At 27.5% G+C, this 13,158-nt stretch carries 12 protein-coding genes and 1 pseudogene; 1 reads left to right on the top strand and 12 read right to left on the bottom strand.

The window, feature by feature from the left end; genetic code table 11:
* Window positions 1-9 precede the first annotated feature (9 nt).
* The 4 genes from mtaB to dnaJ are packed head-to-tail and all read right to left on the bottom strand — an operon-like array spanning window position 10 to window position 4,123.
* A complete protein-coding gene (gene mtaB, locus VJI95_RS06345) occupies window positions 10-1,320 on the bottom strand; it encodes a tRNA (N(6)-L-threonylcarbamoyladenosine(37)-C(2))-methylthiotransferase MtaB (protein WP_324010711.1) in 1,311 nt (436 codons plus the stop codon).
* 7 nt (window positions 1,321-1,327) lie between these two features.
* Complete coding sequence (locus tag VJI95_RS06340) at window positions 1,328-2,056, bottom strand: RsmE family RNA methyltransferase (protein ID WP_324010710.1); 729 nt, start codon at window positions 2,054-2,056, stop codon at window positions 1,328-1,330.
* Window positions 2,049-2,987, bottom strand: coding sequence for a 50S ribosomal protein L11 methyltransferase (prmA, locus tag VJI95_RS06335; RefSeq protein WP_324010709.1), 939 nt, complete (start codon window positions 2,985-2,987; stop codon window positions 2,049-2,051). The genes VJI95_RS06340 and prmA overlap by 8 nt, the downstream gene beginning before the upstream one ends.
* Window positions 2,987-4,123, bottom strand: coding sequence for a molecular chaperone DnaJ (dnaJ, locus tag VJI95_RS06330; protein ID WP_324010707.1), 1,137 nt, complete (start codon window positions 4,121-4,123; stop codon window positions 2,987-2,989). Before dnaJ ends, prmA begins: the two co-directional genes overlap by 1 nt.
* A 236-nt stretch (window positions 4,124-4,359) precedes the next feature.
* Here dnaJ and VJI95_RS06325 point away from each other — a divergent pair.
* Window positions 4,360-5,292 (top strand): annotated as a pseudogene (locus tag VJI95_RS06325) (DDE-type integrase/transposase/recombinase).
* Between the two features lie 125 nt (window positions 5,293-5,417).
* Here the strand turns inward: VJI95_RS06325 and VJI95_RS06320 are convergent.
* The 8 genes from VJI95_RS06320 to VJI95_RS06285 all read right to left on the bottom strand — a co-directional run.
* Window positions 5,418-5,543: a hypothetical protein gene (locus VJI95_RS06320; RefSeq protein ID WP_324010705.1), complete on the bottom strand. Its 126-nt coding sequence runs from the start codon at window positions 5,541-5,543 to the stop codon at window positions 5,418-5,420.
* Window positions 5,544-5,547: 4 nt separating this feature from the next.
* Complete coding sequence (locus tag VJI95_RS06315; RefSeq protein WP_324010704.1) at window positions 5,548-6,297, bottom strand: hypothetical protein; 750 nt, start codon at window positions 6,295-6,297, stop codon at window positions 5,548-5,550.
* A 213-nt stretch (window positions 6,298-6,510) separates the two neighbouring features.
* Window positions 6,511-7,482 carry a gluconeogenesis factor YvcK family protein gene (locus VJI95_RS06310; protein WP_324010702.1) on the bottom strand — a complete coding sequence of 324 codons (972 nt, stop codon included), beginning with the start codon at window positions 7,480-7,482 and terminating at the stop codon, window positions 6,511-6,513.
* Window positions 7,476-8,327, bottom strand: a complete 852-nt coding sequence (rapZ, locus tag VJI95_RS06305) for an RNase adapter RapZ (RefSeq protein WP_324010701.1) — start codon at window positions 8,325-8,327, stop codon at window positions 7,476-7,478. Before rapZ ends, VJI95_RS06310 begins: the two co-directional genes overlap by 7 nt.
* A 3-nt stretch (window positions 8,328-8,330) precedes the next feature.
* A complete protein-coding gene (murB, locus tag VJI95_RS06300; protein ID WP_324010700.1) occupies window positions 8,331-9,218 on the bottom strand; it encodes a UDP-N-acetylmuramate dehydrogenase in 888 nt (295 codons plus the stop codon).
* Window positions 9,219-9,227: 9 nt separating this feature from the next.
* Complete coding sequence (hprK, locus tag VJI95_RS06295; RefSeq protein WP_324000351.1) at window positions 9,228-10,160, bottom strand: HPr(Ser) kinase/phosphatase; 933 nt, start codon at window positions 10,158-10,160, stop codon at window positions 9,228-9,230.
* A gap of 1 nt (window position 10,161) precedes the next feature.
* Window positions 10,162-12,024, bottom strand: a complete 1,863-nt coding sequence (uvrC, locus tag VJI95_RS06290) for an excinuclease ABC subunit UvrC (protein WP_324010698.1) — start codon at window positions 12,022-12,024, stop codon at window positions 10,162-10,164.
* Window positions 12,009-13,158 (bottom strand): aminopeptidase family protein P (locus VJI95_RS06285; RefSeq protein WP_324010696.1); only part of this gene is annotated, 1,150 nt, incomplete at its 5' end. The genes uvrC and VJI95_RS06285, both read right to left, overlap by 16 nt.

Here is a 13,158-nt window from a genome sequence, read left to right as displayed (position 1 = left end):
TCCTAATTTTTAAATCTTTATTTTACTTGCTAATCCAAATATTTCTTCTCCTTCAACCGAAATACCATTACAATAAACAACTTTGTTTTTCATATCTTCATTATAAGGAGCAGAAAATCTTATATAATTTCTTGTATAACCTACAAGTCTATTTCCATTAATATTTTCTTCAAATAAAACTTCATGTTTTTCTGAAAGTTCTTTTTTCAAAAATTCTGTCGTCATATCCTTTGCTAATAGGATTAATTCATTACTTCTAAATTTCTTTACGTTTCCATCAACCTGTTCCTTAAAATCAAAAGCAGGAGTTCCCTTTCTCTTTGAATATTTAAAAACATGAATTTTAGAAAATCCTATTTCTTTTACAAAATTTAATGTCTCTTGAAAATCCTCGTCATTTTCTCCTGGAAATCCAACAATAATATCAGTTGTAAGAGCAACATTTGGAAAAATTTCTTTTATCATTCTAACTTTTTTTCTATACATATCAGTTGTATATCTTCTATTCATAAGTTTTAAAATTTTATCGCAACCGCTTTGTAAAGACAAATGAAAATGCTCACAAACTTTTTTACAATTTTTTAATCTAATTAAGAAATCTTCAGAAATAATTCCCGCTTCTATGGAGCTAAGTCTTATTCTGTCAAGATTTTCGATAGTAGATAATTTTTCTATAACATCAATAAGTCTAGTATCATTTCCTAAATCAAGTCCATAAGAACCAACATGAATCCCTGTTATTATGACTTCCTTATATCCATTATTCGCAAGTTTTACAGCTTCTTCATATATATCTTCAATTGGTCTTGACTTAATCGGTCCTCTTGCATAAGGAATTATGCAGTATGTACAAAACATATTACAGCCTTCTTGAATTTTTATATATGCTCTTGTTTTACTTTCTTGATTTTCTATTGACAATACGTCAAAACCACAATCCTTTGTAAGTTCTGAAACGATATTAAACTTTAAATTCGACTTCTTTGATTCTTCACATAATTCAACTATTCTAGCTCTATTTTTAGTTCCAATAATTACATCTACATCCTCAATTGCAGAAATTTCATCAGGTGCAACCTGAGAGTAACAACCTACTACAGCTAAAATAGCATCCTTATTTAATTTTTTCGCTCTGGAAATAAATTGTCTTGATTTCCTATCACTCAAATTTGTAACTGTACAAGTATTTATAACATAGACATCACATATGTCATTTTCATTACAAATCTCATACCCTCGTTTCTTAAATAACTCCTGCATAGCTTCAGTTTCATACTGATTAACTTTACAACCCAGAGTTAAAAAACTAACTTTATTCATAAACCTCCTACATAAATTCATATTGCAAAATTGAAAGTAAATTTATGCCTGCAGTCTCCGTTCTCAAAATTCTAGCTCCAAGGCCAATGCTGAAAGCTCCATTATTTGTTAAAAATTCGATTTCTTCTCTTTCAAAGCCACCTTCTGAACCTATTAATATATAAATATCTTTGCAGGATTCTTCTGTTTTTATTTTCATAATTACATCCCTTAAAGAAATATTTTTATCCTCTTCATAAGCTACAAGTAAGTAATTATCTCCTACAAAATTTATAATATCCTTAATTTGTATTAATTCATTGATTTTAGGAACAATTAATCTCTTTGATTGCTTTGAAGCCTCATAAGAAATTTTTTGCAATCTTTCAATTTTTTTATTTTCTTTTTTTTCATCAATTTTTACGATACATCTTTTAGAATTCACCAAAGTTATATCATAAACTCCTAGTTCAACTGCTTTTTGAACTATTAAATCCATTTTTTCACCCTTTGCCAAACATTGCAATAGATGAATTTTAATTTTTGATTCAGTATTTTCTGAAATTTTTTCCAAATTATAAACAGAAATATATTTATCACAAATCTCTATATTCCCAATATAAAGCTCTCCTAAAACTACTACCTCAATTTTTTCATCTTCCGTAATTCTAAGAACTTTTTTTATATGATTATAGTCATCTCCATAAATTTTAACTTTTCCATCTAAGATTGACTCATCTGTAAAAAATCTATGCATTTTTTCTCCTTGCAATTACACAAACCCAATCTTTGTTTTTATTCACTTCCAAAATTTCAAAATTATTTTTAATTAAGGCATTTTCAACATCTAAATACTTTTCTTCTATTATTCCGGAGCCAATGAAAATTCCTTCATCTTTTATAAATTTACTTATATCATCCAATAATTTTACTAAAATATGTGCAAGAATATTAGCAACAACTACATCTGCTTTTGAATTTAATTTTTCACATAAATCTCCATGATGAACAATGATTCTATCCTCAACTTTATTTAGCTTAGCATTTTCTAAAGTTGCCTCAACACCTAAGATGTCGATGTCAACGGCTTCTACTTTTTTTGCTCCTAGTTTCAAAGCTCCAACAGATAAAATTCCACTTCCTGAACCTATATCAAAAACAGTTTTATCTTTTAAATCTATCTTTTCGATAGCTTCTAAACATAAGGCTGTAGTTTCATGAGTTCCAGTTCCAAAAGCCATCCCAGGATCTAATTCGATCATAATTTCATTTTCAGATAAATTATAATCTTCCCAAGTAGGTTTTATAATAAAATTTTTTCCAACTTTTGTAGGTTTATAATATTTTTTCCACTCATTTGCCCAATCTTCCGTTTTTATTTTAGAATCTATTTTTAAAATGACTTTTTCGTTGTATTCTCTTTCAAATTTTGAAATTCTCTCTTGTAAAATTTGCAAATTTTCTTCAATTTCATCGTCATTTTTTAAATAAGTCTTAACAGTAATAAAATCACTTTTTTCAAAATCATCCTCATCTAAAACTACCCAATAAGGCTTTTCTTTTGCAAACTCTTCATAATCTCTTGAATCTTTTATATTTATTCCATCAATATCAAATAAATAAAGTATTCCAACTATATTGTCTTCAAATTGATTTTTTACTACAACCTCAATTTCAGTCCAGTCCATTATTCAAATAGCTCCTTTACCTTTTCAAAAAAGTTTTTCTTATGCTCTGTCAAATGTTCTTCTCTCTCATTAGAAAACTCTCTTAAAAGTTCCTTTTGTCTATCAGTTAAATTCTTTGGAGTAATAATTTTAACTCTAAAAGTTAAATTACCCTTACCATATCCATTTACATCAGAAATTCCCCTATCTTTAAGGATAAATTCTGTACCAGTCTCTGTTCCTTCAGGAATTGTATATTTTTCTTTTCCATCTAAAGTTGGGATTTCTACTTCTGCCCCTAAAGTTGCTTCTGTAAAGGAAATTGGTAATTCATAGAAAACATCATTTCCATTTCTTACAAATAATTCATGAGATTTTACTTTGAAAATAACATATACATCTCCATTAGGTCCACCATTTTCTCCACAATTTCCTTGTTCTTTTAAAGTCATAATATTATTTGTATTCACACCTTTTGGAGCTTTAATAGTAAACTTCTTTCTTACAAGAACAAATTTTTTGCCTTTACATTTTTCACATTTTTCTTCTACAATTTCACCAGTACCATTACATTCATTACATAATTCTTCAGAAACAACTGTTCCAAAAAAACTTTGTCTTTGAACTCTAATACTTCCGCGTCCATTGCATTTTTTACAAGTAACTTTATTTGTTCCTGGTTTTGCACCGCTACCTGAACATACATTACAAACAGTTTTTACATTTACAAAAATTTCTTTTTCAACACCATTAACAGCTTCGAAAAAATCCAAATCTAAATAAACTTCAGTATCTTCTCCTTTTCTTGGACGATTGGAATTTCTGTTAGAACCAAATCCTCCAAATCCTCCAAAACCTTTAAACCCTCCAAAAATACTTTCAAAAATATCTTCCATATCAGAGAAGCCTCCAAAGCCTCCGCCTCCTGCTGCATTTGCATTAAAGCTTGCTTCGCCATAAGTATCATATTTTTGTCTTCTATTATCATCACTTAAAATTTCATAAGCGAAATTTACTTCTTTAAAATTTTCTTCTGCTTCTTTATTATCAGGATTAACATCCGGATGATATTTTTTTGCAAGTTTTCTATAAGCAGATTTTAATTCTGCCTTATTACAATTTTTATCCACTCCTAAAATCTCATATAAATCTCTCATACTCTCTCCTAAAAACATATAATTTATAATTACTCAATATATTATTTTACCATAAAATGAACTTTCTTTCTACTATTTTTATAATAAATAATGTTATGATATTGTTATGATACAATTGATGTGAGACCAAGAATACAAAAAAAAGAGAATATCCTGTATAATTAAAATTACCAACAAATTAACTAGAAAGGAACTCCCTTTTTGTGAATAATAATATACCACAAAATCAAGAAGATATAAAACACAACCAACGTTATATCCCTCATTTACTTCAAACAAGATTCTATGTCGTTAAAACTTAAAGAAATGGTAATTCTGTTAGCTTTGTTTGTAGAAGATATAAAATATCTAAATCCTCCCTTATGCGTTGGAATAAAAGATTTGATGGTTCTATTGAATCCCTTAAGGATAAATCTCATAGACCTTTATCTAAACATCCTAATTCTCATACCGATACTGAAATTTATTGGATTAAAAATCTTATTAGAAGAAATCCTAATATTTATTTAATCGAACTTTTTGCTAAACTTAAACTTAATAAAGGTTATTCTAGACATCTTTGCTCTCTTTTTAGATTTCTTAGAAAACTTGGCTTTTTTAAAGACGTTAAACAAGCTTCTAAACCTTATCATACTCCTACTAAAATTGGTGTTAAAATGCAACTTGATGTTAAATATGTTCCTAATTCTTGTTATGTTGGTAAAAAACCAGATAAATTCTACCAATATACGATTATTAATGAGGCAACTCGTGAAAGGTTTATTTATCCTTTTAAGGTACAATCTTCTTATAGTCCTGTTACTTTTGTTAAAATAGCTATTAAATACTTTGGTTATGCTCCTGAAATTATTTAAACCGATAATGGTTTTGAATTTACACATTTTAAAGATACTAAAAGAGTTCATCCTTTTGAAAAACTATGTAATGAATTGGGTATTAAACATCAATTAATCAGACCTAGAACTCCTAGACACAATGGAAAGGTTGAAAGAAGTTATAGAAATGACAATGAAAGATTTTACAGTAATTTATCTTTTTATTCTTATGAAGATTTGGTTGTACAAATGAAAAAATATCTATATAAATCTAATAGATTACCTATGCAAACTTTAAATTGGCTTTCACCTATTGAAAAACGTAAAGAATTATTAGAATTAAAGGAGAATTAATTCTCCTTTAATTCTATCATACAGGTTATATTTTTTTATAATTTTTGCTCTCACATCATTTACAAATATACAAATTTCAAAATTAACAAAAACAAAAAGGAGCATTCGCTCCTTAAAAATAAAATTTACAATTTTGACCTAATCTTCTCAATCTCTTCTTTAATTTCTTTTTGATTTTTTTGAACTTTATCTAATTTATATTCAAGTATACATAATATCGAAAATAAACAAAATACTATAACTGTATCCATAAAATCACCTCGAATATCCTAATTTACTTAAATCTGGAGCTGTATTACCTTCATAAGTCATGAACCCATTATAATTAAAAATATAATATTTACTTCCTATCTTACAAAGACATCCTGCTAAAGCTCCATAATCTCCCGGAACATGATACATCCATTTATCTCCATATCTTTGCCAACCACTTAACTCTTTTAAATTTCCTCCAATATTAAACCAGTACCATTTATTATTTATTGATAACCATTCTGACTTACTATACCTTGGGTCAAACATAAAATTATGTTCTGGAGAAAAATAGTACCAACCTTCATAGTAATTATCATAGTGCCAACCTGTTTTAAATTGACCATATGTTTTATAGTACCACATAGTTAATCCATACTTAGTTATATCTATCCATCCATTAGCTGTGGCTTGTAACTTTATTTTATGTTCTCTTTCCAAGTCAAAATGAGGTTTCATCTCTGTAGTATATATTTGGTATAAAAATGCAATAATAGTAATTGCAACTACTATACCACTTCTAGTTGTAATCTTTCCTTCGTCAGAAATTTTAAAAATTTCTTCTAATCGTTCATTTGAAATATTAAGTGTTTTAAGATACAAATATCTAATTCCATTGGATGTATCTTCTTTCAAAACAAAGTCTTTATCTTCTCTTATAACTCTTTGATTATTTTTCTCTTCAGCAAAAATCGTTTTTTCTTTACAAAAAATCGGCAAGAATATCGAAGATAACATGCTAACTAATAACATAAAACTTACAATTTTCTTAAATTTTTTTATGATAAAAAACTTCCTAAAGTATTATTTTTATCATTATATCACAGTGCTATAAGTTTGTCAAATAAAATTTTTTTCCTATTTTTGTTTATGTTATGATACAATTTAATTGAAATTTAAACAATCTAAATACACAAAAAAAGATTGGGAAATCCCCAATCTAAATGTTAAAAACATAATTATTATTTAAAAATTTTCTAAAATTAATCTTGCAAGTCTATCTTCGTTATGTCTTGAATAGCCTGAAGATTTACTAATCAAGTTATCTTCTAAAACTCTTATTTTTAATTTTTTTAAATACTTTCTTTCTTCATCACTTAATAATAATTGACTTGCACTTTTTCTTTTATATTTCAAATCGACTTCTTCAGGAATTATTTCATTATTTACTATAATAGTGTCAATTTTAATTCCCTCACAATGTTTATAAATTGCATTTAAATGATCAGTAACCTTATAATCGAATGTTTCTGTTGACTGATTAACAACATTTAAAATAAAGCAGATTTTTGCCTTTGTATTAGTTAATGCTTCACTTATTTCAGAAATTAACAAATTAGGAATTACAGAAGTGTATAAACTTCCGGGACCTATTAAGATTACATCTGAATTATAAATTTCGTGTACAACTTCATTAAGAGGTTTAGCATATTTTGGAGAAATGAAAACTCTATTTATTCTACTGCTATTTTCATCTTCCAAATTTAAGGCTGTTATATTACTTTCACCCTCAATTATTTCTCCGTTTTCAAGTTCTGCAAATAATTTTATATTATCCAAAGTAACAGGTAAAACTTTACCGGTTATTGCTAAAATATTTGAAGTTTCTTGTATTCCAAGCATAAAATCCTTATATATATCAGCCATCGCTACTAAGAATAAATTTCCAAAACTTTGTCCCTTAAGATTTCCCTCTTTAAATCTATATTTCATCAATCTTTCCATTGATTTTTCAGTATTTGCCAGAGAAATCAAACAAGCTCTAATATCTCCCGGTGGAATAATTCCTAAATCATCTCTAAGCATTCCGGAACTTCCACCGTCATCAGCGACGGTTACAATTGCAGTAATATCTTTAAAATACTTTTTCAAACCTTTAAGGATGGCTGAACTTCCTGTTCCACCTCCAATGGTTACAATTCTTGTATCATCTACCATAGTCTTTCATCCCTATGAGAAATATTAACATTAGAATGTTCTTTTTTAAGTTCAGAGTATATTTTTTCAGCCAAACAAACAGAGCGATGCTTCCCACCAGTACATCCAACACCAATAGTTAACATATTTTTCCCTTCAGCCTTATATTTAGGTATTAAGAACTCCAATAAATCAACTACTTTATTTAAGAATATCTTTGAGTCATCAAAATCCATAACATAATTTTGGATTTCATCATCTTTTCCGTTAAGTTCTTTTAGTTCTTCAATATAATATGGATTAGGTAAAAATCTAACGTCAAAAACTAAATCAGCTTCAACCAAAATTCCATTTTTAAATCCAAATGATTCTATATTTATAACTAAATCTTTTTTATTACCATTGAAAAAAATTGAATTCAATTTATTTTTAAAACTTATAGCAGAAAGTCTTGTAGTATCTATGATAATATCGGATTTATCTTTTATATCATTAAGCAATTCCCTTTCTAGCTCTATGGAATCTGAAAGTGCACCATTCGGGTTTACAGGATGAGGACGTCTTAATTCCTTGTATCTATTAATAAGAGTTCTATTACTTGCATCTAAAAATAAGACTTTAAGTTCACAATCCATTTTTTTCAAATTTTGAATTGTTTCTGATAAGTCTTCAAAAAACCTAGCTCTAACGTCAATAACTATAGCCAACTTTTCAATAGACTTTGTAGAATTATTTATTAATTCAACAAAATCTACAATAAATTTTGGAGGGAGATTTTCCATGCAATAATAACCCATATCTTCAAAATGGTTTAATGCCAATGTCTTTCCTGCTCCACTCATTCCTGTAATTATAACTGCTTCCATAACCTAATCCTTTAAAATTCTTACTTCCGTTTCCAATTTAACTCCAAATTTTTCAAAAACAACTTTTTGAACATATTCTATAAGTTCCATAACTTCTTTATAACTTGCATTTCCCTTATTAACTATAAAACCCGAATGTTTTTCTGAAACCCAAGCATCATTTATATGATATCCCTTAAGTCCAGCATCTTCAATTAATTTTGATGCAAAATGCCCTTCAGGCCTTTTAAATGTACTTCCTGCTGAGCCAAAGTTTAAAGGTTGTTTTGAATTTCTTCTATCTCTTAAATCTTCATAGACAGAATTAATTTCTTCTTTGTTTCCTTTTTTTAATTTTAATTTTATAGTTGTAACTATATAATTTTTTCTTTGAATTATGCTTTTTCTATAAGAAAATTCAAGCTCTTCATTTTTTAATTCTCTTAATTCGAAATTATCTAAGTCCAAAACTTCAACGGATTCCACTATATCTTTCATTTCACCACCATAGGCTCCGGCATTCATAAAGATTGCTCCACCTATTGTTCCGGGAATTCCTGAAGCGAATTCAAATCCTGTTAAAGAATTTTCATAAGCTACAGTATAAACTTCTGATAATTTTGCACCAGAATTTACTATTAAATAGTCTCCTTCAACTTCTATTTTTGAAAATTCACTCTTTAATTTTATTATAACTCCATTATAGCCTTCATCTGGAACAAGTAAATTTGATCCATTTCCAATTACAAAAAATTTAATACTATTTTCTCTACATATTTTTATAGTTTCAACTATATCGAAAACTTCTCTTGGTTCAATTAAAGCTATACAATTTCCACCAATTTTGAATGTAGTATGATTTTTTAAAGGTTCGTCATATCTTACAATACAATTCAATTTACTAAATAACATATTTACCACCTAATTTGATTTATTTTTTATTTCTTCCATTATTCTTTTATTTAATTCCTCTGCAGCATTATATCCATACATTTTTTGGCGCATATTTCTTGCTGCAACTTCAACAATCAACGCTATATTTCTACCCGGTTTTACAGGAATTACAATATATGGAAGTTCAAGACCTAGGATACTTTTGTATTTATCATCAAGACCTAATCTATCATATTCTTTGTTATCTATCCAATTTTCAAGTTCAATAACAAAATCTATTTCAGTAGATTTTTTTACTGCTCCGACACCATATAATCTTTGGATATCTAAAATTCCAAGTCCTCTTATCTCTAGAAAATGTCTAATATTTTCAGGCGACTCTCCATAGAGTTTATTATCTATTTTTCTTATATCGACAGCATCATCTGCTACCAGTCTATGCCCACGAGCAATAAGTTCCAAAGCAGTTTCACTTTTTCCTATACTACTTTTTCCAATTATTAAAATTCCCATACCGAATACTTCAAGCAATCCGCCATGTATTCTAATTTCTTCGCTTAGAGCAAATTCCAAAAATACATTCAACTTAGAAATAAGTTTTGTAGTTCCATAATCTACTCTTAAGATTGTCCTATTATGTTTTTTCGCCAAAGAATAAACTTCATAAGGTATGTTAATTCCATAACTGTAAATCAAAGCAGGAATAGGATATGAAAAGAACTTATCAAAAATATTTCTTCTTTCATCAAATGGTAAATATTTATCATAGTATTCATGCTCTGGAAGTCCAATTATTTGAATTCTTTTATATGAAAAAGTATCAAAAAAACCACATAGCTGAAGACCAGGTCTATTAACTTCATTAAAATCTATTTCTATTTTATCGTAATCATCACTTTTATAAACAATCTCAAATCCAAGTTTTTCAACTAAGTCTTTTAATAAAACACTTTTTTTCATATTATCCCTCATTATTAAAAAATTCAAAAATATTTTTTGCTGTTTTCTTATCCATCTTATCAACCATAAGAAGCTCTTCAACACTCGCTTTTTTTATCGCAGAAATACTCCCAAAATGAGATAATAGTTTAATCTTTTTAATTTCTCCAACTCCTTTTATCTCATCAAGCACAGAATTTTGCAATTTTTTATTCTGTAAACTTCTATGATAATTAATAGCAAATCTATGCACTTCTTCTTGTATATCAAATAAAAATCTATATATATTAGTATTTATATCTAATTCGATATAATTATCTTCAAAAATTATTCCTTTAGTTCTATGTTTATCGTTTTTAACAAGGCCAATAACCGGAACATTCAAATTTTTCTCTAAAAGAACTTCTTTTGCTACATTAACATGTCCCTTTCCACCATCCATTAAAATTAAGTCCGGCATTTCAGAAAAACTACTTCCAATAGAATTTATTTTTTCATCTAAAAATCTATTAAATCTTCTTGTAAGCATCTCTCTATGACTTGAATAGTCATCTTGACCTACAACCGTCTTAATCTTAAACTTTCTATAATCTTTTGAACTTTTAAAACCATTTTTGTAAACTACCATACTTCCAACATTGAAATCTCCTGAAATATTTGAAATATCATAACATTCTATTCTATTTAGATTGTCAATATCTAAAATATTTTTTAGATAATTAATAGCTTGTAGGTATTTTACATTAATATTTTTACTGTCAAAAATATGTTTTGTTAAAATTTCATTTGCATTTTTTTGCAAAATCTTCATTTGGTCGAATTTTACACCTTTTTTAGGATTTTTTACAGAAATGGAATTTTCAGAGAAAATATTTGATAAAAATAATGAAATTTCATTTAAAAATCTCTCCTCTGAATAATCAATATATATTTCCTTAACCTTATTATGATGACTTATGTAAAATTGTCTTATAACATTGGAAAATAGCTCTTCGATTTCCAAGTCCAAAATATTTTCAATGATGAAATGTTTTCTGTCAACTACGAGTCCATCATTTACAATAAAAATTGCAACAACCAAAATATTTTCTGCATAAGCATATGAAATCAAATGATATTCCTTAAATTTCTTGATATTAAAAATCTGCTTAGTAAATAAATAATCAATTTCACTTAAGAAATCTCTATATTTCATCGCAAGTTCATATTCTTCTTTTGCTGATGCCTGTTTCATTCTATTTAGTAAAATTTCTTTTATCTCAGTTGTTTCTCCTGAAAGAAACTTAATAACTCTTTTAACATCATTATTATAAGCTTCTTTATCTATATTTTGAGTACATGGTGCTGAGCATCTTCCCAAATAATAGCTCATACAAGATCTTTGTAAAAACTTTCCTTTATCAAAGTTCAACTTACAATCTCTTATATTGTAAATCAATATTGATAATTCCATCAATTTTTCCAAGTCTGAAATTGTAGGAAAAGGCCCAAAATATTGAGCCTTATCATTTTTTACATCTCTAACTTTTAAAATTTTAGGAAATTTTTCATTTGTAATTTTTATATAAGGATACTGCTTGTCGTCCTTTAAATTTATATTATATTTAGGTCTATTTTTCTTAATCAGATTTGCTTCCAAAACTAAACTTTCAGTTTCGTTATTTACAATTATATATTCAAATCTATGAATATGTTCTACCATAGCTTGAACTTTTTTGTATTTGTGATTAGTAGTAAAATATGACCTAACTCTATTCTTTAAAGAGACAGACTTTCCAACATAGATAATGTTATCATCCTTATCATACATTATATAAACTCCTGGTAAATCAGGTAGTTTTTTTAATTCATAATTTATATCAAATTCTCTTAAATTTCCTTGCATTGTTCTCTTAAATATTCTAAATCATGTCCACTTAAATATGGAGATAATTTTTCATAACACATCTTATTATAATCATTTAACCAAGTAATTTCTTCTTCACTCATTAATGATTTATCAACTGGTCTTGTATCAATAGGAACAACTGTTAAATTGTCAAATTTTAAGAATTGACCAAATTCAGTCATTTCATCTTTAACACAAACCATAATACTTTCAATTCTAATTCCATGACTACCACTAATATAGATACCAGGTTCATCAGAAGTTACCATTCCAACTTCCATTGGATATTCGTTTCCTCCAGTACCTATTCTTTGAGGACCTTCATGAACATTTAGTACATGACCAACTCCATGTCCTGTACCATGATTGAAGTTAATTCTATTCTTCCATAGATTATATCTTGTGAAAGCATCTAAATATCCACCATTAGTTCCTTCTAAGAACTTAGCTTCCATTAAAGCAATATGTGCCTTTAAAACTAATGTATAGTGATAAATTTCTTCTTTTTTTAATTCTCCAAGTGCAACTGTTCTTGTAATATCAGTTGTTCCGTCTAAATAATGTCCACCACTATCAATTAAATATAATCCTCTTGGTTCAACTTTTACAGGATGTTCATGACTTGGTTTATAATGTGGCATTGAGGCATTTGCACCATAAGCAGAAATAGATTCGAAGCTATCTTCAATAAATAAATCTTGTTGTTTTCTAAATTCTAATAACTTTTCAGAAGCTATCATTTCTGTTATAGTTCCAGTTGAAACACCAGTTTCCAACCAATTTAGATATCTAACTAATGCAACTCCATCTTTAATAAATGCATTCTTAGTATTTTTAATTTCTATTTCATTTTTATGACATTTCATAATAGAAGTAAGATTTAAGCCAGTAACAACATTAACTCCTCTTCCAATCGCTGAGTAAACAGCTACATTTGTCTTTTTAGGTTCTAAGTATAAATTCTTCTTAGCTTCAATATCAGAAATATCTCTTGCCATAACTTCATAAGCTTTAATAGAAACATTATTTTCCTTCAAATAATTTGAAACTTCTTCAGATAATTTTGATTTATCAATATATAAATTACATGCTTTTTCAGAAATTAATAAGTATGAAATTACAACAGGATTG

It is taken from the genome of Parvimonas sp. C2, assembly GCF_035282405.1.
Classification (GTDB): Bacteria; Bacillota; Clostridia; order Tissierellales; family Peptoniphilaceae; genus Parvimonas.
This window is presented reverse-complemented; position numbering and strand designations above follow the sequence as displayed.